The sequence below is a fragment of the Thalassobacillus devorans genome (assembly GCF_011761345.1).
In the GTDB taxonomy this organism is placed as follows: Bacteria; Bacillota; Bacilli; order Bacillales; family Halobacillaceae; genus Thalassobacillus; species Thalassobacillus devorans.
Genome location: NZ_JAASRY010000002.1, coordinates 401,708 through 422,395, shown reverse-complemented (window position 1 = coordinate 422,395; position 20,688 = coordinate 401,708). Strand labels below are relative to the sequence as shown.

The window sequence follows — 20,688 nt, the reverse complement described above, 5'->3', positions numbered from 1 at the left end:
ATCTTTTGAATGGATTACTTAATACACTAGACATATCCACTTTATTGATCATGTCCCTTTGTACCATGGCAGGAATTGTCGTAGGAACACTCCCTGGTTTATCTGCAACCATGGGAGTGGCTCTCCTGGTCCCACTCACCTTTGGAATGGAAGCTGCAACAGGCCTTTTAGCATTGGGGGCCTTATATACAGGAGCTATGTTTGGCGGGGCTAATTCTGCAATACTCATCAATACCCCAGGGACACCGGCTGCTGTGGCCACTACTTTTGATGGTTATCCACTTACCAAAAAAGGACAGGCTGACAGAGCGTTGATCACTGCATTACTGGCCTCGGTGGTCGGGGGTATTGTTGGAACGATATTTCTTATCTTTTTATCCACCCCCCTTGCAAACTTCGCCTTAGGATTTGGCCCTCCGGAAAATTTCTGGCTTGCTATTTTTGGATTAACCATCATAGGAAGTCTTGCCGGAAAGTCGATCATAAAAGGACTTATCGGTGGAACATTCGGTCTGATGCTTGCACTAATCGGGATGGACCCAGTATCTGGGTACCCCCGATTTACATTTGGATTCTATAACTTAATCGAAGGGATAAACCTGCTGCCCGCAATGATTGGCTTTTTCTCTATCCCTCAGGTTATAAGCATGATGGAGCGAAAAGACAAGTACATTGCTAAATATGAGGAACGTAAAGGTATTTATAAAAAGACGATTTCCGAAACCCTTAAGCGACGCATGGTGTTGTTAAGAAGCTCCATAATCGGGACGTTTGTAGGAATGTTGCCAGGCGCTGGGGGAAATGTTGCCGGATTTGTTGCTTATAACGAAACGAAACGTTTCTCTAAAAACCCGAAAGAGTTCGGGAAAGGAAATATCGATGGAGTCATTACTAGTGAATCCGCTAATAATGCTACAGTAAGTTCATCGCTAATTCCTCTACTTACGTTAGGAATTCCCGGCAGCCCTGTTGCAGCAGTTCTATTAGGTGGATTATTGATACATGGGCTGCAGCCTGGGGCTAAGTTATTTACTGAATCAAGCGGTATTGCATATACATTCGTCGTGGGGCTGCTCGTGGCAAATATATTACTGTTGCTGGTAGGGTTGATCGGAACCCGCTTTTTTGCTAAAGCTATTGCCATTCCAATTCATTACCTTGCACCTGTTATAGCTGTATTGGCAGTCATCGGGTCATATTCTATCAGAAACAGTATGCTGGACGTTTTTGTAATGTTAGGATGCGGTTTGCTAGGTTACTTTGCATTAAAGGCGGATATCACTCCAGGTCCAATTGTATTAGGATTAGTGTTAGGTGTGATTGCAGAAAATGGATTTGTCTTATCAGCGGTTATATCTGAAACAGGGCCTAGTATGTTTACTTTATTCTTTACTCGTCCAATTTCACTCGTATTGATCATTTTAACTGTCCTTTCTATCCTTGGACCACTATTATTGAACCTTCGCCGAAAGAAGAAAGATAACCCAATCGATATAGATTCGACTCCACATCAAAAAGCAGGAGGTGAATGAGGATGAATAATGAAAGAGTGAAAGATATTTTAGTTGCTTTAATAATATTAGGCGTGAGTTTTTTGTTTTATATAAATACGAAAACAATTACTCCACCAGCCGATATATTTCCTAAAGTAGTTATCATCATTTTTTCAGGTTTAGGTACCCTTTTGCTTTTAAAAGCTATTTTTTATAAAAAACATGGCCAAGAAGAGGAGAGTGGAGAAGAAGATCCCGAAAAAATCAATGCTAAAAGAAGATGGATCAGCATCACCAGTATCATTGCTTATATATTTCTTGTGCCACTCCTGGGTTTCTTTGTTACTAGTGCTATTTTTTTAACAGGTATAAGCATTTACTTAAACGATGAAAAATTCAGTATCAAATCATTGGTTAAGCCGCTTGCAATTTCAGTAGTCATCATGGTGGTGCTTTATGGAACCTTCAGTGTATTCTTAAAAGTACCGATACCGAGTGGCATGTTTATTTAGAAGTTATCATAAGCCAAACAGAGTGTGAGGTGTGCCATGTACTTAATTATGCTGGCAATCGGGTTATTTTGTGGAACAATTACCGGATTGTTGTCTGTCGGTGGGGGAATCATTCTTGTATTCTCCCTTATTTTGCTTTTGCCTTTAGTTTCCGGCAACCACTTCACGATGCAGACAATTGCTGGTCTATCTATAATGCAATCGGTATTTTCTACTGCCTCTGGCGGGTATTATTACATTAGGACCCAGCTGGTAGATAAAATAGTTGTGTTATGGTTGGGGGTGCCTGCATTTGTTGGAGGGATGATCGGGGTAATCATCGCAAATTACTCATCTGATTTTATTTTAAGAGCCATTTTTGCTGCATTAGCCATAGCTGCTGCCATTATTATGCAAATCCCCCAAAAGGCGAATGAAAACCCAATACCCTTCCAATTTTCACCTTTATCCAAAACATTGACAGTCATCGGAGGCATCACGATTGGCATACTAGGAGGGTTGGTCGGTGTAGCTGCTGGCTTTATTTTCGTTCCTTTAATGATTTTTATTTACAAGCTGCCAATAAAAAAGGCGATCGGATCCAGTTTGATCACCTGTTTCCTATTGGCAGTCGGCAGTTTCATAACAAAGTTAAGCGTGGAAGCTGTCCCTATCGGATATGGTATCATGCTAATCGTCGGGGGCGTCATTGGTGCCCAAATAGGCGGACGGATTACGATGAGTTTAAAATCTATCACGCTTAAAAGAATTGCTGCCTACTCTATATTAATCATCAGTATGAAGTTATTTTATGACCTGTTTTAAATCTTCTCTCCTATATATAGCTTGCTTTCTGTTTAGAAGTATAGAGAATAAAAATTACATTGGAGCATCGAATTGAGATGAATTTGATGCCCTTTTTTATTGATCCGTAAATGGCGAGACTCTTATGGGAATAGCTGTAAAGGATGAATCCCTGCAGGACATAGACTGAGGAGGTTCACCTTATGACTAGGGAAGGCCGAGTTATTTCCCTTAAAACCCTTCTTCATTTCCCAATGATAGAACCATTCGATTTCCAACGAAACATTTGATCCTTGTAATTTGATATAAAAAGTAGTTCAATCAAGGAATGCAACTTGGCTTTTGCACTCCAAAACTGAACTACTTGGGTTGGCCAACCATTTCTTTGGTCGAGTTTCTTCATTATATATGCTTCATTATTTATATCTCGCTTAATATTTCATCCAGGTTTTTTCTTGCTACCTTTTTAACATCCTTATATTTGTTATTCCCATGAGAATCAATAGATACTATTAGTGGACCGAAATCTTTCACCCTAAATTTCCATATCGCTTCCGGCATTAGGTCTTCCCACCATATATCCTCAATGGCCTCGACTTGCGTAGTTTCTAACGCGGCTGAACCTCCAAGGATTGTGAAGTAGCATCCCTTCAAATCAACCAAAGCCTGACTTCCTTCTTCGAGCAGCCCTCCTTTTCCGACAATGACCCGTACACCGTAATCCTCCATCAGCCCTCTTGTAAAACGATCCATCCGGTAACTGGTAGTGGTGCCGATGCTGACTTTTTCATACGTTCCATCTTCCAGTTTCCGCACCCCTGGTGCTGTATGAAGAGCGATCGCTCCTGCGAGCTGAGGCTTCAAATCTTCTGGTAAATCTACTTTTTTATCAAACAAACGAATTAGATTGGCATCTCTCACTCCAAAGATGATCCCATCCAGGGTGACGGTATCTCCTACATATAACTGGGCGATATCTTCATCGGTTAATGGAGCTTTCAATCGATAGTGAGCCATGCGCTTTCTCCTCCTTTACCGTTTAATAGGTGATTTCCGGTTTAGACTGGCTCTTAAAAGTGGCTCTCATCCTTCTTGCAGGCCAGCACATCATATTGACAGCAACTGGATTACATGTCATATGGGTATCAGCAGCTTCTATTTGAACGGCTAAAGCTGTTGTATTCCCCCCAAGGCCATGAGCGCCAATCCCCATCTTGTTGATAGCTGTATATAATTCTTCTTCCAATTGCCGGACATCGGGATCAGGATTAGGGGAGCCGACTTCACGGGCTGCTGCCTTTTTGGCCAGTGCTGCACATTTATCCGCTGAGCCCCCGAGCCCGATCCCCACGATGGTAGGTGGACAAGGGTTGGCACCTGATTCAAACACACATTCCAACACATACTTTTTAATGCCTTCTATCCCCTCGGCCGGGGTCAACATCTTAAGGTAACTCATATTTTCGGATCCGGATCCTTTAGGAACAATCAATATTTCGATATCATTTCCTTCTACAAATTCATAATGGATAACTGGCACTTGCTCTCCGGTAGAAGTACCATGATTTTCCCTTGTCAATGTATTGACGATACTGCTACGTAGCGGGTGTTCTAACGTAGCACGCTCCGTCCCTTTCTTTATCGCTTTCTCTAACCTTAATCCATCAAACCTCACTTGATTTCCTACCTTTACAAAATAAACAGGTATGCCTGTATCTTGGCATATCAATAACTTTTCATCATCGGCAGTGGAGACTGTCTTGATCAATGTAGCTAATATTTCCTTTCCACTCTCTAATTGTTCCTTCTCATGGGCTCTTTCCAATGCTCTTCTCACATCTGGCGGCAAATCCTTGAGTGATTCTATATAAAGCGTTTTGCATGCTTCTTCTACGTCCTGATAAAAGTTTTCATCCACTTCCCATGCATGTTTGTAGCCAGCAACATAATCGGCAATTGCCATAGTTAACACTCCTTTAAAAGTTATTTCGAAGTTGCCACAACTTGATAGCCCTGAATTTCTTTGACATTTATGTGGGTTTGCTTTGTCTTGTCGACCCTGTACTCGGGCTCACCGTTTTCCCCTTTAGCCGCATAGATGTTGCTTAACCATCGCTCATCATTACTCTCAGGAAAGTCCTCTCTATAATGTGACCCCCTGCTCTCCGTACGTATCAATGCGCTGGAGGTCACCATCTTGGCAACGGTTACAAGATTTCGCACATTCAACAGTTCCTGCCAGGTAAGGTTATACTTTTGGGATCCTTTAACGGCTACACGGTTTACTCGATCCTTTAATCGTTCAAGTTCCGCAACTGCCTGATTGAGGTCTTTACCATTGCGTACCAAACCTACTTTCTCCCACATCAAATTCTTTAAATCGTTCCGAATGTAAAAAGGATTTTCTCCATCAGTACGTCTATACGGTTCAACAATATCTTCAATAATTTCATGTACCTGCGTATCAGAAACTTTCACTTGCGATTTCAACGAAGCCACGTATGCCGCAGCTGCATCTCCAGCCCTTGCGCCGAAAACTGTAGAATCACAGACCCCATTTCCGCCGAGACGATTCGCTCCATGGACGCCACCAGCATCTTCCCCCGCAACAAACAGACCGGCAATGTCTGATTCACAGTCATTGGAAACTTTTACACCGCCCATTTGAAAATGAGCTGCAGGGGAGATTTCAACAGGTTCGACACTCAAGTCTTTTCCTACATCCCGGCAGCGTTCCACCATTCCAGGGAACATTTTCCTTACATTTTCTTTACCAAGGTGAGATACGTCTACATATACACCACCAAGCTCGGTACCTCGGCCTTCCATAATTTCCATATAAGCAGCCCTGGAGACGCGATCTCGTGTAGAACGTTCCATCCGCTCTGGATCGTAATTTTTCATAAACCTTTCACCTAAGGAATTGATTAAATAACCGCCGGCACCCCGGAGCCCCTCTTCTAAAACACCTCCATTCAAGCGAGAGTTCTCGGCTAAAAGCCCCGTTGGATGGAACTGCATCATTTCCATATCCAGAAATTCGGTTCCGGCCCGATAACACATAGCCAGGCCATCACCTGCCTTTTCAAGGCTTGGAGTAGCAATTTTATACATAGTGGCCGCACCACCGGTACCCACAATTACCGCCTTGCAATGGACGACTATAAACTCTCCTGTTCTCATATTCAGCATTAAACATCCGGCAACTCGACGACTTTCTTCATCAATTAATAGGTCAATCGCCCTTACCTCATCCCAATCTTCGACACTTGGCTTGGCATAGAGCTGATCCCGCATCCGGGAAATGATTTCAATTCCCGTCAAATCTCCTTTATGGACCGTCCTGTCAAATGATTGTCCTGCGAAAGGCTTTTGATGTACCGTTCCATCTTCATTACGATCAAAAAACACTCCCATTTTTGTTTCTAATTCTCTTATTCTTCTAGGAGCATCATTGACAAGTGTCCAGGCCATCTCCTGGTTATTGATACCCCCTCCGCCTTTGATTGTGTCCTTGAAGTGTTTTTCCACGGAATCATCTGGATGGAGTACCACATTATATCCGCCTTGTACCATGCGGGTACAACCACTCTTTCCTATCAACCCTTTAGCAGAAACAATGATTTTCAAGTTCGAATTTTGATCAGCTGCATGATGGGCTGCAAATAAACCTGCACCGCCACTACCTAAGATCAGAATATCTGCTTCAACATGTTCCAATATATTCACCTTCTTTTACGTTATTTGGCTGTTAGTTTATGGTGGTCCACAGTCATTAAGAAACTAGGAAAAAGAATGTCACTGCACACATGGTTGCACCGATGATCGTAAAGGCCTGAAAAACCTGGCGGTTATCTTGAACCACCCCAATATCAATCAAAATCACGCGAACCCCATACAATGCATGAAAGATTAATGCAAAAATCAAAAACGCATCCACCACAGCGTTTAAGTGTAAGAAAGATATAGTGCCTGCTCCCGGCAATTTCCCTATCATTGCATAGCCGCTATAAATTTTCAGAGGCAATAGGAATAATAGGATCAGAGCTGTAATCCTTTGTACTAACCAGGCAATATAACCGACAAATGGACGTTGTTTAATTTTGACTTCCTGCAGGCTTTTACTCGTTGGAACACTAGTAGTAGCCATTCGTTCATCTCCTTTAATTTAGAAAATTAGTATTTCAATCCGACAGATCTTCTTAATTTTTTCGTTTTTATTTTTTGAATAGTCTTCATTGGCTTGATTCCTTTCGGACATACTTCTACACAAGCACCAAAAGAGCGACAGCCAAAAGCTCCATCCCTATCCGTAACCATATCTAAACGCTCATCCTTAGCTCCATCCCGTTCATCAGCAATCAGGTTATACGCTCTGTTAAGTGCTGCCGGACCGATATATCCATCCTCTCCCCTGAGTGCTACAGCATCACACGATAAATAACATAAACCGCAGGTAATACAATCCTGATTTTCATCAATGATCTCTCGCCGTCCCGATGCAGGAGGAATCACGCTGAACTCATCTGTTTCCTCTTTAGGAACAAAATAAGGTTTGACTTTCTCCCAGTTCTTGAAGAACTTATCCATATTGACTGACAAATCCTTAATCACATCCATATTCCGCATGGGCTGCACTTCTATTTTGTCTCCTAAACTTTCAATCTTCGTCCGACAGGCTAAGCGTCCACGTCCATTAATCACCATTCCGCATGAGCCGCACATCCCCAGCCTGCAAGCACAGCGAAATGATAGTGTAGGATCCTGGTCTTCGACGATAAGGAACAAACTATCCAACACGGTCATATTTTTCTTAGCTCCAATTGGAAACGTATCAAAGCGAGGAGTTTCGTCTTCATCCGGGTCAAAACGCATAACAGTTACTTCTACATCATTCATTCCCACCACTCCTTGGCGTAAGGTATTTTTTCCAGAAAAATTTAATTACTATTTATGTAAATTAATCCCTCCTCATATTATTATTCCATATGGTACAGTGACCCAACCAATATTACTTCCATTAAAACACTATATGTATAATAATTCAATATTTTTTTAATATTAAAATAATTTTCTGCTGGAAAATACCTTTTTTTACTTAACCACTGTATAAGAAGCAAGTTGTGTAATCGTCTTCATTATTAAAAATTTTCTGAAAATGGGTTGATTTTTTAATTGCTTGTAGTTTACAATAGATTCAAATTGGTTGGGTCACCTAACCATGGCAAGTTACATATTAAAAAAGAAGGAGTGAAACAAATGGCGCAAAATGAACGTTCCGCAGTAGCTACTGGGGAAAAGGGACAAGAAAAGCAAGTTGCCGTCCATAAGTTCTTGATTCACCATCAAGGTGATCATGTCGGAGTAGCAACCAGTGACATCAAAGAGGGCGAAAAAGTGATTGGGGTATTCATGGATGATAATTCAACGGTCGAAGTGGTTTCCAAAGGAGATATTCCTTTAGGACACAAAATCGCACTGGTGAATCTGGAAGAAAATGAACCTGTACTTAAATATGGAGTTCGAATTGGTTTGACAACAACTGAATGGCAAGTTGGAGATTATGTTCACACTCACAATATTAAAACGGCGAGGTGGTAAAGTTGGATCAACAATTATTAGGTTATCGTAGAGAAAATGGAAAAGTCGGTGTAAGAAATCACGTGGTCATTTTACCCGTAGATGATATTTCAAATGCAGCTTGTGAAGCTGTTGCCAATAATGTTAAAGGCACATTAGCTTTACCTCACGCATACGGACGACTACAATATGGCGAGGATTTAGACCTTTTGTTCCGGACACTAATTGGTACTGGTTCAAACCCTAATGTCGCAGCTGTAATCGTAATCGGCATTGAAGAGAACTGGACAAAGAAAATCGCTGATGGCATTGCGGAAACCGGAAAGCCTGTCTCCAGCTTCCACATTGAACGCAGTGGTGATTTGGAAACAGTTCAAAAGGCATCACGGGTTGCAAAAGAGTATGTCCAGTGGGCCTCTGAAATTCAGCGTGAACCGGTTGAACTGGGCGACCTGACTATCAGCATCAAATGTGGGGAATCGGATACAACGACTGGTATGGGATCCTGTCCAACTGTATCCCAGGCGGTCGACCGTCTGGTAGACGCTGGAGCTACGGTATTTTTCGGTGAAACTTCCGAATTAACAGGTGGAGAACATCTAATTGCGGATCGTATGGCCACACCAGAACTTAAAGACAAATTCATGTCCATTTATGATGATTATGTCGGTGAGATCGAATCCAAAGGTGTTGACTTGCTTGGTTCCCAGCCTACCCAGGGTAACATTACTGGCGGCCTTTCTACTATCGAAGAAAAGGCATTAGGCAATATTGCAAAAACAGGTACCAAAGATGTCATTGGTGTGTTAGAACCCGCTGAAGCTCCAACTTCCGGGAACGGACTCTACTTTATGGATACATCATCTGCAGCAGCAGAATGTATCACCTTGATGGCAGCTGCCGGTGCAGTAGTTCACTTCTTCCCTACCGGACAAGGTAACATTATCGGGAACCCGATTGAACCAGTAGTAAAGGTTACAGCTAATCCAATTACAGCCGGTACAATGAGTGAGCATATCGATGTCGATGTCCAAGGATTGCTTTCCAGACAAATATCCTTGAACGAAGCAGGAGATTCTTTGATGGACTACCTATATCGCGTAGTTAACGGTCGCCTGACTTGTGCAGAAGCGCTCGGCCATCGTGAGTTCGTTATGACAAAACTATATCGAAGTGCTTAATCAAGTGAACCAATGGAAATCATCCCCTCTATATAAATAGGAAGAAACAATACCAATTCCTGCTGTCGATATATATCGGCAGCCTTTTTTTTGCTGAAAAGATCCTTAAGCGCTATATTTATTACCGTCTTAATAAAAGTGGAATTAATAGTCATAAAGAAAGTACAGGCCATATAAGCGGCCTGTACTTTTTGAGGAATCGCTTACTTGATGTAGGAAGACATAGGTTGAGGGAATGGTATATTTACCATGTTACCAAGGCTGATCAGCTCTCCCTGGACGCTTTCGGACAAATGAATCCCTTTCTCTAAATTATTATGGTATTCCTTTGTCCTTCTTTCTCCAGGATAGCGTATTTCTTCATATCCTGAGGCTTTTGGTGTTTCTTTCAGTTGTTGTATCAGTTGATCTAAGGAGAATTGGAAGGTTTCATAAGGCATGAATTTTTCGATGTCCATAAGTATAAAAAAGTGACCTACGTTTGCTGGTTCCTTCGAGGATTCCTGGTAGATGCTATTTACATTAGGTCCAAAAGCTGCACCAGAGAGAACTCCAGCTAATATTTCTACAGCCAAAGCCAACGCATAGCCTTTAGCTCCACCCAGTGGCATAACAGACCCGTTTAATGCATCCCCTGGGTTATTCGTCATTTCTCCGTTCTCATCCAGGGCCCATCCATCAGGGATTTGTTCCCCTTGTTTATCCGCTAATATTATTTTTCCTCTTGCTACTACACTGGTAGAAAGGTCTATAATCACTGGTGGGTTATTTTCATTAGGAAAACCAAAAGCAATAGGGTTTGTGCCAAAAAATGCTTTTCTGCCCCCCCAAGGAGCAATCCCAGGCGGGGAATTAGTATAAGCGATAGCTGCTATTCTATGGTCACAGGATTTTTGGCAATAATAGGAAGCTGTACCGAAATGATTACTATTCTTAATACTTATTCCGGCCATACCACTTTCTTTTGCCATTTCGATTCCCTTTTCTACTGCTTTAGAGCTGACGACATGACCAAGCCCGTTATCTCCATCAACGGTAAGTACTGATTCTCCCTGCTTATCAAAGCGAATATCAGGAGTTGGATTTATCCGACTATCTTTCAACCGTTTGGAATAGACAACCAAACGACTTAGACCATGGCTGTCTACCCCTTCCAGATTAGCTCTCAATAATGCATCAGCGACAACGGCTGCATCTTCATGAGTTACCCCTAATGACGTGAGGACCTGAATGGCAAACGACTTTAGGACATCTACTTGGAAATTACTCATTCTACTATATCCTTTGCTTTTAAATTTTCCATTATAGACTTCTCTACGCTTTCCAAATGTTCCTCCATATATTTCTGTGCTAGAGTAACATCTTTCACTTTCAATGCTTCTATAATATCCGCATGTTCATCAACAGATTTAACCGGCCTTCCTGGTATTTGAATCACCTGCATCCGTGATTCTTCCAACAGGTCAATCAGATTATGCATGATTCGGATTAATACTGAATTCTGTGAAATATCTGCAAGAGCAAGATGGAATTGATGATCCAAACGTGCGAGGCTGGCATAATCTTCTCCTTTATCAGCGACTGTTTTCGCTTCTTCTACAATTTGTGATAATTTATTTATCTGCTCGTCGGATGCATTCTCAATCGCCCATTGAATGGCATTCTTTTCAAGTATTTTTCTAATCGCAAATAAATCTTTGATTCGATCCGTACTCACAAAGAAGAATGATGTCATTTTTAATATTTGGTGTTCTTCGGAAGCCACGAATATCCCTGTCCCATGTTTTATTCTTACATACCCATAGGCTTCTAATATCTTATAAGCTTCTCGTACTGTGTTCCTGCTAACTTTTAAATTGAGGGCCATTTCCCGCTCTCCTGGAAGCTTTTGATTGACCTCATATCTTCCATCCACAATCATCTGTTTGATATGATCGGCAGCTCTTTCGGATATTCCTTTTCTCTCGATCTCAAAATCGTTAAACATTTCATCTGCCTCCTTTATATTTTGTTCTAATATAGAATCTTGTTGTTTGTTTCTGACTTCGCGTTAAAAATATACGACCGGTAATCCCTCCCTTGCATTTAATGGACTTATCTATCCAATTATAAACACGTAAACACAATACGGCCAGGGGTAAATAAATGTTTGAATAACACTAAAATCTAATAAGGTATGGTGACCCAACCAATATACCATTAATTTTAGTTTTTTTCAAATATTTCTGATCATTAGCCATAGATAAATTATAAGCGTCCAAGAAATAAAGGCTTGTGAATTTTCTGTAACAGGTTCAGTGCTTGGTTGAAGAGGCCATGTAAAAAGGTGCCTTAACAAAAGGGAACCTTTTTTGTCTTTTATGAAAGGCAGAAAAAAATTCACTTAAAAAAAATAAAAAGGCTATCCCATTAAGGATAACCTTTCCATCTATTGATCTATGAATAGGATATAGTGCCAGAAACCAATTTAACAAATGCTCAATAGCTTCATGGTCATGACAATACTTCTCCAGTTTTTTTAAGCATGCTGTTCATACTTCCACTTTTATAGCCTTTCATATCCATAGTTACAAATTTAAAGTCAAGCTTTTTTAGATAACTATCAATTTCTTCGTGATAATTTAAAAGCTCCACCATGTCCATAGGTTCGACTTCAACTCTGGCAATTTCATTATGTATCCGAACCCTTACTTGTCGAATTCCAAACCTTTTTATGAATTGTTCTGCCTCATCTACTTTCTTAAGCTTATCAATCGTTATTTTTTCGCCATAGGCAATTCTCGATGATAGACAGGCAAGGGAAGGTTTATCCCAGTTATCGAGGCCAAGTTCTTTAGCACGTATTCGTATATCATCTTTTGACATATCCGCTTCAGCTAAAGGGCCTCTAACATTCTGTTCGATTGCTGCTTTTACCCCCGGGCGATGGTCACCTAAATCATCTTTGATTAGTCCAAACGTCAGATTATTAAATCCTTTTTCCAAAAGCAACGGATATAACTGCTCAAACAATCCTTTTTTGCAGAAATAACACCTGTTTTCATCATTTTCTGCATAACCAGGGATAGCCAGCTCAGACATCTCAATAATTTGGTGTGGCGCCTGAAGCGTTTCGGCGAGTCTTTTCGTTTCCTGTAATTCTGAAGGAGGGAATGATTCAGAATCAGCCGTAACAGCTAATACATTTTCTTTTCCAAGTGTTTCTAACGCCACTTTAAGCAAATAGGTACTGTCTACCCCTCCCGAAAAAGCAATGATCACACGTTCCATTTGTATAAGAATTTCTCTAAGCTTTTCTTCCTTTTGAAGGGTTTGTTGTGTATCCATATATGAGCTTCTCCTTTGCTTTATGATTCCCCTAATACAAAACGTACAACGTTCGGGTGATTCTCGAAATCCTTAGTCCCTGCCCCATATCCGATTTCTTTCACTTTCATGGCAGGCATCGTACCGAATTTATCAGATAAGGAACGAATTATTGCTGCTCCAGTAGGAGTAGTCAATTCTCCTTGCACCTCTGTCTGATGCAAAGGAATGTCTTTCAAAATTTCAAGTGTAGCAGGGGCTGGTACAGGATACAAGCCATGAGCCATATGAATATAGCCATTCCCTGCAGCAACAGGACTGCTGATCACCCTATCTATTTTCAACTGGTGAAATGCAATTGCTGTACCAATAATATCAATCATGGAATCCACTCCACCTACTTCGTGGAAATGTACTTTCTCTAATGTGCTGTTGTGTATTTTTGCTTCAGCTTTGGCAATAACCTCAAACATAGATAGAGACGTTAGTTTTTCTGCATCGTCCAGCTTGGAATCCTCGATGGCTTTTTTGATATTCGTATAATGACGATGAGAATGCTTTTCTTCTTCTGTATTTATAATCAGGTGAGAACTTGAGAGACCCTTTTTGACCACATTTTTTATAGAAAGGGAAAAATCTTCGTTGATTACTGTCTGAAGCTTATCTGATATTTCGGTTAAATCTGCTCCTATCTCAGTAAATGCCGCGAGAGCCATATCCCCGGCTATTCCGGATATGCCACTATCGATAAATAAAGTTTTCATGCTTATGTATCTCCCTTGCTGTTTATTTTTTCTTAGACCCGTAACATGAGTGATGCAGCATAACCTGCCCCGAATCCGTTATCAATGTTGACAACAGTTACACCGGATGCACAAGTATTTAACATACTTAAAAGGGAAGTAATCCCATTTAGGTGAGTACCGTAGCCCACACTTGTGGGTACAGCTATTAAGGGCACGGATACTAGTCCGCCAACGACACTTGGAAGAGCGCCCTCCATCCCGGCCACGACAATCAGTACATCACATGATTGAATTTCTTCCAATTGGGCAAAAAGACGGTGAATTCCAGCAACCCCGATATCATAAAAGCTTTCGCAAACATGCCCCATAGCTTCAATAGTCACTTCAGCTTCTCTTGCTACCGGAATATCAGAAGTTCCGGCACAGATGACGCCTATTTTTTTAGTTTGATTTTTCAGATGATAGGTATCAGGTTTGTAAAGCAGCGTTTTTCCAGCTGGATCATGCTTCGCTTCTGGGACAAGGCCACAAACCTCTGTGGCTGCTTCAGGTGTCACCCTTGTCGCTAAAACAGTCTGGTTCTGAGTAACAAGATGGTTGAATATCCCTGCTATCTGCTCGGGTGTCTTGTTGGCTCCAAAAATGACTTCGGGAAAACCTTGCCTGAATTCCCTGGCATCATCTACTTTAGCGAATCCATAATCCGTAAAGCCTTTAAGCTTTTCCTCCGCTTGATCAATGGATAGAACCCCTTCTTGGAATTGTGTTAGAATATGTTTAGTAAATGAGTCCATTTATCTCTACCTTTCTTATTTAAAAATAACACTTTGGATAAAAGCTGGGCAGCTGGGAGGAGCATAAAATGAAGCATCAACATGAACATACAGATCATGAGATGATTAAAATGGAAGTGAATTTGGATGATATACCGGGGGAGTGGCTTGGCCATGTAATGGATCAATTATTTGAAGCAGGTGCGAACGATGTATATTATATCCCGATTTACATGAAAAAAAATCGTCCAGGTACAATGCTGCAGGTGTTATGTCCGGGAAGCCGGGCTGATGCTATGATGGATATTATTTTTCAGGAAACAACTACCCTTGGTGTAAGATACTATCCTCTTTCAGTCAAGCGTCTTGGCAGGCAATACAAAAAGGTGGAGACACCTTGGGGAGTTGTCCCTGTAAAGGAAGGCCTGTTGAATAATGAAGTGGTGCAACAGGCTCCTGAATATAGCTACTGTAAGGAAATTGCTAAAAAAAACCGAATCCCTCTTAAAAGAGTATATCAGGAAGTATGGAAAGGAATAAACCATTAATTCTGGAATTTTTGTACAACTTCTAAAAATTCCACTTTCTGTATCAACTGACATACTTTCGGTGTTTCCACCGTGATTTCCAATGATCGAACCCCTCTATCTTTTAGCGCCTGAGCGATAGGAACAATCTGATTTGGTGAAGCTCCTCGCTTAACGGCCACCAAAAGGATTAAAGTGCCTCTATTAATGTACTAATACCTTTCATGATGATATCTCATTACTTTTCTGCGTCCATTACAGGATTGGAAAGTGTTCCAATCTTTTCGATAGTAACGGCAAGTTGATCCCCTTTTTTCAGCCACACCTTGGGGTCTCTCCCCATTCCGACACCGGGCGGCGTACCAGTTGCAATGACATCCCCCGGCTTTAGAGTCATAGACTGGGAAAGAAATGAAACAATATAAGGAATGGAGAATATCAAATTACTGGTATTGGAATCTTGCATTACCTCTCCATTCAAGGTCAATGAGATATCAAGCCTATGCGGACCTCTGATCTCATCTCGGGTGACAATACCTGGACCGATCGGGGCAAAAGTATCCGCCGTTTTCCCTCTTATCCATTGTCCGTCTGTAAACTGCAAATCACGAGCACTAATATCATTTAATATTGTATATCCAAAAATGTAGTCCTCTGCATCTTCTTCTGATATGTGTTTTGCTTCTTTCCCAATCACGATGGCAAGCTCTGCCTCAAAATCAACCTCCTTAGAGTTGACAGGAAGCTCAATGGCTTGCTTATCACCAATGATTGCATTGGTATACTTTGAAAAAATAACAGGGGAGGCAGGTGGTTCCATGCCTGTTTCCCTGCAATGATCAAAATAGTTTAATCCGACACAAATAATTTTTTCAGGTTGGGATAAAGGGGCAAGGATTTCAGCTTCCGCAAGGGGTATTGCAGCATCTTGATATCCACTTTCTCCTTTTTGTTCTATATTTTCATAAAAGTTCACCAACTCCGTAGTATATGGTAAAGATTTGTCACTTTGCTCAATAAAAATTTTCATATCTGATAAGAATGCAGGAACCTCGTTATGGTCAGATGAAACATATAAGTGATGGATTGCTGCTAAATGGAGTACTTGATTATCTTTAATTATCCCTATCGAGTGTCTTTCACCTTCACGTACAGTTACAAGTTTCATTTTGTTTTCAAACCTTTCTTTGTTAACTATCAAGTTAATGCATAAGGGGTTTTTTCACCAGTAAGTACTTGAACAATATTAAGTGCTGCCTTTCTTCTCAATTCCACCATGGCCTCCTCGGAATACCATGCACTATGAGGGGTAATGAGGACATTATCCATTCCCAGCAGGGGGCTAGAAAGACTAATAGGCTCTTCTTCTGTGACATCCAAAGCAGCACCAGCAATCGTTCCTTCTGCTAACGCCTCAGCCAGGGCTGCTTCATCGACAATCGGACCACGCGCTGTATTAATAATAACCGCGTTCGGTTTCATCTTATTTAATCTCTCTTTATTGATTAAGTGGAATGTATCTTTAATAAGTGGAACGTGAATAGAAATATAGTCTGCCTTCTCAATGATCTCTTCCAGCTCCATTTTTCGAACGCCTGCTTTTTCCATTTCTTCAGCCGGCACAAACGGGTCGTAAGCAGCTAATTTGAATCCGAGTGGCTTAACCTTGTCCATCAGACAGCGAGGGATGCGCCCGAATCCCAACACACCAACCGTCTGGTTATCAAACCGGTGTATCGGAACCCCTAATTTGAAGTCCCAGTTCCCTTTCTTAACTTCATTATTCAATAAAGTCACTTTCCTTGCCCAAGATAAGATGAGTGCCAATGCATGATTAGAAACCTCTTCCATCCCATAATCAGGCACATTGGCAACGACGATATCTTTCTTTTTAGCGGCTTCTATATCAATAGTATTCACTCCTACACCATAACGAGAGATAATCTTACACTTCTCAAGTGATTCAATCACCCTCCTGCTGACAGGTGCATATTGATTCAAAATGGCGTCCGCATCTTTGGCATGCTCGATTACTTCTTCTTCGGTTTTACATTGGGCTTTTACAAAATTAATAGTTACGCCTGCTTCTTCAAATACTTCTTCCTCATAAGCGAGGTGTTTAAATTCATGGTCTGTAAGTAATACTTTAAATTGCATGGTGTACTTCTCCCTTTCCTTTAATTATGGGAGGTTCCTGAAACAGTTAGGGCTGGTTAACTGCTTCAGAACCTTATCCCGTCACATTATTTTATAGTGGATGACGCTTCAATTTTCGGAATACCCAGTCCTTCTGCACCCAGCTTAGACGTTTTGGATTCCGGATAATAGCGTTCAATCATTTGAACACCAAGCGATGCTCGCCGTACCCGTTCTTGTGCTAAAGATATGTTTGTGCTTTCCCACTGTTTTCCTGATGGGTATACGTCTGGGTGATTTCGCAAACCGAACTTGATATAGACCGGTGCTAAAACTCGAATAATCTCCGGGATCTCATAGTAACGCAAAAAGCCTCCAAAGTTGTCAGGGACTTCTACATATAAATCAATAGGGATATCTATGGCCTGACGAATAGAAGCCAGCTTGGCCAATGTCAATGCAGGGGGAACATTATAGGTGTCGGCGCCTAAATCTTCCATGATTTTAACGGAAACCGGGTTAGCAGCCCCCATTTGAACAGATACCTTCACAACAAAATCCTCTGGCAGCTGACCATTTTTCTTCATTTCACTTGTCATTAACAATAGCCCTTCATCAGCTACCAATGCCCCACGTAGTCCAAGTGCTGCACCTCTTTTCAAATCCTCCATTGCATAAGCAAGCTGATCAGCACCTTCATGACGTAAAGCTTGGGCCTTTCCTGCATCTGTCAGCGGCCCGGCACTAAGATCCCAAGTTCCTCGGGGACCGGCAAATAGACTCAGTTCCATCCCTCGTTCTGCAGTAAGTTCGCACATCTCTATAATCTCTTCATCAGTTTGAAGCATGATGCCGCTTCCCTGTGATACTCGGTGAACAGTCAATCCGTATCGGTCTATTTCTCTTAATGTTTCTTTTAAAGCAATCGGACCTTCGACACTTGGAAGTTCAATACGATACTGAGCACCGTCCGGGAAAGTTTTAGTCGAAGTAGGAAGTTCTTGTAAATCGGTTGAAGGGTAGCCAAGTTTTTGTAATAGTTCACGAGATTCTTTCATGATTTCATTCCTTCTTTCAATTTGATAGTTTTCAAAAGGATCGACACCTTTTCTGATAAGTCGTTCGGGTATACATCAAATGGCGCTCTATGTCCTGCTTGATACCCCGGGAACCATCTTTGGTGCACAGCTTCTTTCATTGTAGTGAAAAAGGAGGGACAATAGGTGTACAAATCCATAAGCTTAACAAGCTGCTGGTGGTTAGCTTCCGCTTTTTCCATCTGATTCTCTTTGAACGCTTCATATAAGCTCACGGAAATTTCGGGAGCAAAAACGGAACTGCCATTGATACTGCCCGCCGAACCATTTACTAGCGCTGGCAATGCATGTTCATCAAAGGCAGAGAATACCATAAACCCCTGCCTTACTTTTTTCAGTTCAGTAATCATTTCGTTTATATGACTGAATTCGCTTACAGTTTCCTTAATACCACAAATATTCGGATAATTTCCTGCAAGCTTTTTTATCAGCTCAACTGTAAGAGGTTGTCCAGTGAAAGACGGGATATTATATAATAGAATAGGAAGCTTAGAGTTTTCGGCAATAATAGAGTAAAAACGATACAACTGATCCTCTGACAAATTCCAGTAATAAGGGTTAACTACCAGTAATCCATCTGCTCCCTGAAGCTCAGCATAATTACACAAGTCCAGTACTTCTTTAAGAACGGTGTGGCCCACACCTACAAGCACAGGGACACGGTTGTCAATATGCTTGATCATTTCTCTCATATATAATTTTCGCTCCTCAAGCGTAAGGGAAGAAAATTCCCCCGAACTGCCCATCAACAAAATACCGTGCACATTCTGCTCAATTAGCACATCCATATATTTTCGATTCAACTCTAAGTCCAGATTTCCAGTTTCATCGAACAAAGTGACAACTGGCGGAATGATACCTTTGAACTTCATGTTTTTCTCCCCTTTATGCATTATCTATAAAACTGTCTACCATTCAGCAATGCTGCCATCCTCATGCCTCCAGATAGGATTACGCCAATTATGTCCGACCTCTGCTGCTTGCTTTCACCCGCTATCATGTATTGGTTTATCCAATGTTATTGATACAGGAGATCCCATTGACTATGGAATCTCCTGCATTGCACTAACCTTATGAGCCTTTAATAAATACTGTTTTAATTTCTGTGAAAAATTCTTTTGCTGCTTCCCCTTGTTCTCGAGAACCAGAGCTGGAGGCTTTCATTCCTCCGAAGGGAGCATGCAATTCAACACCAGCACTCTCCGCATTCACTCTGACAAGACCTGCTTCTATATCATCAACAAATTCCAACAAGGCATTGATATTAGTGGTGAAAATAGAAGCGCTTAAGCCATATTTAGTATCATTGGCCACTTCAATTGCCTCTTCTAGTGAAGATGCTTTGATCAGGGCAATAACTGGCCCGAAAATTTCTTCACGGGCTATAGCCATGTCGCTTGTCACCTCTTCAAAAACAGCTGGTGTCATGTAGAAACCATTCGCATGTTCCTCATCAGTCAACTGCTCACCGCCATATAACAAGGAAGCTCCTTCTGCTTTACCTTTTTCTATATATCCCTTTACTGTATTAAACTGACTTTCACTGGCGCAAGGCCCCATCCAGATTCCTTCCTGAAGTCCGTCACCAACTGTGATATTTTGTACGGCATCAACTAGTTTAGCCTTAAAATAATCATAGACTCCATCTTGCACAATGACTCTGCTTGATGCTGTACATTTTTGTCCGGTTGATCGCAGTCCCCCACTAATGACAGCTGCTACAGCTGAATCAATATCAGCATCATCTGCTACGATAACAGGGTTTTTACCACCCATTTCGAGTTGGAACTTAATCCCACGTGCAGCCGCTGATTTAGCCACATTCTTACCTACAGTTTCCGAACCAGTAAACGTAATGGCATCCAACTTTTCATGATCGATCAATGATTGACCGATAACAGAGCCAGACCCTGTGACAAAATTTAGTACACCTTCCGGAAGCCCGGCTTTTGTAAAGCACTCTATTACTTTAGCAGCTGTTACAGCTCCCTCCGTAGCCGGCTTGAAAACAATTGTATTCCCGTAAACAAGGGCAGGAGCGATTTTCCATATAGGAATCGCTACCGGGAAATTCCAAGGAGTAATGACGCCTACTACTCCAAGAGGTGTTCTTTTTGTAAACATTAACGCATCTTTATCAGATGATGGAATGACATCCCCATCTTTTCTCATGCCCTCCCCAGCATAGTAGCGGAGGATAGCAACACCACGAGCTGTTTCACCCTTTGCTTCAGGCAAGGTTTTTCCCATTTCTCTTGTCATGGTTTCAGCAATATCATCCAGGTTCTCTTCAAGGATGTCAGCCACTTTATACAGATATTGCCCTCTTGCTACTTGTCCTGCTTTTCTCCATGCTTTTTTTGCATGGTGAGCAGCTTCTACTGCATGGTTTAAGTCTTCTTCCGTTGAACTTTGAACATATCCAACTACTTCTTCTTTGTTCGCAGGATTGATACTCTTAATTGTTTTTTGTGAATGAGACTCTACCCATTCATTGTTGATAAAGTTTTTAAACGTGTTTCCTGTAAGTGTCGTTTCCATATTACCTCTCCTT

General features: G+C 41.5%; 21 protein-coding genes. 6 read left to right on the top strand and 15 right to left on the bottom strand.

Annotated features, from left to right (window positions below; genetic code table 11):
* Nucleotides 1-5: 5 nt before the first annotated feature.
* Genes FHS45_RS09240 through FHS45_RS09230 form a run of 3 tightly spaced genes read left to right on the top strand, consistent with a single transcriptional unit; the run spans nucleotide 6 to nucleotide 2,809 of the window.
* Entirely contained in the window at nucleotides 6-1,532 is a 1,527-nt protein-coding gene (locus tag FHS45_RS09240; protein ID WP_243847124.1) for a tripartite tricarboxylate transporter permease, read from the top strand.
* Nucleotides 1,533-1,534: 2 nt separating this feature from the next.
* On the top strand, nucleotides 1,535-2,005 hold the full coding sequence (locus FHS45_RS09235; RefSeq protein WP_062441652.1) for a tripartite tricarboxylate transporter TctB family protein: 471 nt from the start codon (nucleotides 1,535-1,537) through the stop codon (nucleotides 2,003-2,005).
* Between the two features lie 36 nt (nucleotides 2,006-2,041).
* Nucleotides 2,042-2,809, top strand: coding sequence for a sulfite exporter TauE/SafE family protein (locus FHS45_RS09230; protein ID WP_062441655.1), 768 nt, complete (start codon nucleotides 2,042-2,044; stop codon nucleotides 2,807-2,809).
* Between the two features lie 399 nt (nucleotides 2,810-3,208).
* On the opposite strand, the gene FHS45_RS09225 is transcribed toward FHS45_RS09230, so the two are convergent.
* Genes FHS45_RS09225 through FHS45_RS09205 form a run of 5 tightly spaced genes read right to left on the bottom strand, consistent with a single transcriptional unit; the run spans nucleotide 3,209 to nucleotide 7,687 of the window.
* Complete coding sequence (locus FHS45_RS09225) at nucleotides 3,209-3,805, bottom strand: fumarate hydratase C-terminal domain-containing protein (RefSeq protein WP_062441659.1); 597 nt, start codon at nucleotides 3,803-3,805, stop codon at nucleotides 3,209-3,211.
* 22 nt (nucleotides 3,806-3,827) lie between these two features.
* Nucleotides 3,828-4,751 carry a fumarate hydratase gene (locus FHS45_RS09220; protein ID WP_062441664.1) on the bottom strand — a complete coding sequence of 308 codons (924 nt, stop codon included), beginning with the start codon at nucleotides 4,749-4,751 and terminating at the stop codon, nucleotides 3,828-3,830.
* A 20-nt stretch (nucleotides 4,752-4,771) separates the two neighbouring features.
* The gene (locus FHS45_RS09215; RefSeq protein WP_341829890.1) at nucleotides 4,772-6,517 is read right to left on the bottom strand and encodes an FAD-binding protein; all 1,746 of its coding nucleotides are present in this window, start codon (nucleotides 6,515-6,517) and stop codon (nucleotides 4,772-4,774) included.
* 46 nt (nucleotides 6,518-6,563) lie between these two features.
* Nucleotides 6,564-6,938, bottom strand: a complete 375-nt coding sequence (locus tag FHS45_RS09210; RefSeq protein ID WP_062441670.1) for a succinate dehydrogenase/fumarate reductase transmembrane subunit — start codon at nucleotides 6,936-6,938, stop codon at nucleotides 6,564-6,566.
* Nucleotides 6,939-6,964: 26 nt separating this feature from the next.
* Nucleotides 6,965-7,687: a succinate dehydrogenase/fumarate reductase iron-sulfur subunit gene (locus FHS45_RS09205; protein ID WP_062441673.1), complete on the bottom strand. Its 723-nt coding sequence runs from the start codon at nucleotides 7,685-7,687 to the stop codon at nucleotides 6,965-6,967.
* A 360-nt stretch (nucleotides 7,688-8,047) separates the two neighbouring features.
* Here FHS45_RS09205 and FHS45_RS09200 point away from each other — a divergent pair, with 360 nt between their 5' ends.
* Both FHS45_RS09200 and FHS45_RS09195 read left to right on the top strand, forming a co-directional pair.
* Nucleotides 8,048-8,389: a UxaA family hydrolase gene (locus FHS45_RS09200; RefSeq protein WP_062441676.1), complete on the top strand. Its 342-nt coding sequence runs from the start codon at nucleotides 8,048-8,050 to the stop codon at nucleotides 8,387-8,389.
* A gap of 2 nt (nucleotides 8,390-8,391) precedes the next feature.
* Entirely contained in the window at nucleotides 8,392-9,549 is a 1,158-nt protein-coding gene (locus FHS45_RS09195; protein ID WP_062441679.1) for a UxaA family hydrolase, read from the top strand.
* Nucleotides 9,550-9,752: 203 nt separating this feature from the next.
* Here FHS45_RS09195 and FHS45_RS09190 read toward each other — a convergent pair whose 3' ends face one another.
* From FHS45_RS09190 to larB, 5 genes are all read right to left on the bottom strand, one after another.
* Nucleotides 9,753-10,820 carry an Ldh family oxidoreductase gene (locus FHS45_RS09190; protein ID WP_062441681.1) on the bottom strand — a complete coding sequence of 356 codons (1,068 nt, stop codon included), beginning with the start codon at nucleotides 10,818-10,820 and terminating at the stop codon, nucleotides 9,753-9,755.
* Nucleotides 10,817-11,536 (bottom strand): FadR/GntR family transcriptional regulator, encoded by a 720-nt coding sequence (locus FHS45_RS09185; RefSeq protein ID WP_062441685.1) that lies wholly within the window; start codon nucleotides 11,534-11,536, stop codon nucleotides 10,817-10,819. The genes FHS45_RS09190 and FHS45_RS09185 overlap by 4 nt, the downstream gene beginning before the upstream one ends.
* Nucleotides 11,537-12,042: 506 nt before the next feature.
* On the bottom strand, nucleotides 12,043-12,876 hold the full coding sequence (gene larE, locus FHS45_RS09180) for an ATP-dependent sacrificial sulfur transferase LarE (protein ID WP_062441688.1): 834 nt from the start codon (nucleotides 12,874-12,876) through the stop codon (nucleotides 12,043-12,045).
* Between the two features lie 20 nt (nucleotides 12,877-12,896).
* Nucleotides 12,897-13,619, bottom strand: coding sequence for a nickel pincer cofactor biosynthesis protein LarC (gene larC / locus FHS45_RS09175; RefSeq protein WP_062441691.1), 723 nt, complete (start codon nucleotides 13,617-13,619; stop codon nucleotides 12,897-12,899).
* A 32-nt stretch (nucleotides 13,620-13,651) separates the two neighbouring features.
* Entirely contained in the window at nucleotides 13,652-14,395 is a 744-nt protein-coding gene (gene larB, locus FHS45_RS09170) for a nickel pincer cofactor biosynthesis protein LarB (protein WP_062441695.1), read from the bottom strand.
* Between the two features lie 68 nt (nucleotides 14,396-14,463).
* On the opposite strand from larB, the gene larC2 reads away from it, so the two are divergent.
* The gene (gene larC2, locus FHS45_RS09165; RefSeq protein WP_062441699.1) at nucleotides 14,464-14,922 is read left to right on the top strand and encodes a nickel pincer cofactor biosynthesis protein LarC2; all 459 of its coding nucleotides are present in this window, start codon (nucleotides 14,464-14,466) and stop codon (nucleotides 14,920-14,922) included.
* A gap of 217 nt (nucleotides 14,923-15,139) precedes the next feature.
* Here larC2 and FHS45_RS09160 read toward each other — a convergent pair whose 3' ends face one another.
* The 5 genes from FHS45_RS09160 to gucD form a co-directional block, all read right to left on the bottom strand.
* A complete protein-coding gene (locus FHS45_RS09160) occupies nucleotides 15,140-15,931 on the bottom strand; it encodes a fumarylacetoacetate hydrolase family protein (RefSeq protein ID WP_243847123.1) in 792 nt (263 codons plus the stop codon).
* Nucleotides 15,932-16,098: 167 nt separating this feature from the next.
* Entirely contained in the window at nucleotides 16,099-17,058 is a 960-nt protein-coding gene (locus FHS45_RS09155) for a C-terminal binding protein (protein ID WP_062441705.1), read from the bottom strand.
* An 86-nt stretch (nucleotides 17,059-17,144) separates the two neighbouring features.
* Nucleotides 17,145-18,095, bottom strand: a complete 951-nt coding sequence (locus tag FHS45_RS09150) for a U32 family peptidase (protein ID WP_062441708.1) — start codon at nucleotides 18,093-18,095, stop codon at nucleotides 17,145-17,147.
* A complete protein-coding gene (locus FHS45_RS09145) occupies nucleotides 18,092-19,006 on the bottom strand; it encodes a dihydrodipicolinate synthase family protein (RefSeq protein WP_062441712.1) in 915 nt (304 codons plus the stop codon). The genes FHS45_RS09150 and FHS45_RS09145 overlap by 4 nt, the downstream gene beginning before the upstream one ends.
* Before the next feature lie 199 nt (nucleotides 19,007-19,205).
* On the bottom strand, nucleotides 19,206-20,675 hold the full coding sequence (gene gucD, locus FHS45_RS09140; protein ID WP_062441715.1) for an alpha-ketoglutaric semialdehyde dehydrogenase GucD: 1,470 nt from the start codon (nucleotides 20,673-20,675) through the stop codon (nucleotides 19,206-19,208).
* Between the last annotated feature and the right edge of the window lie 13 nt (nucleotides 20,676-20,688).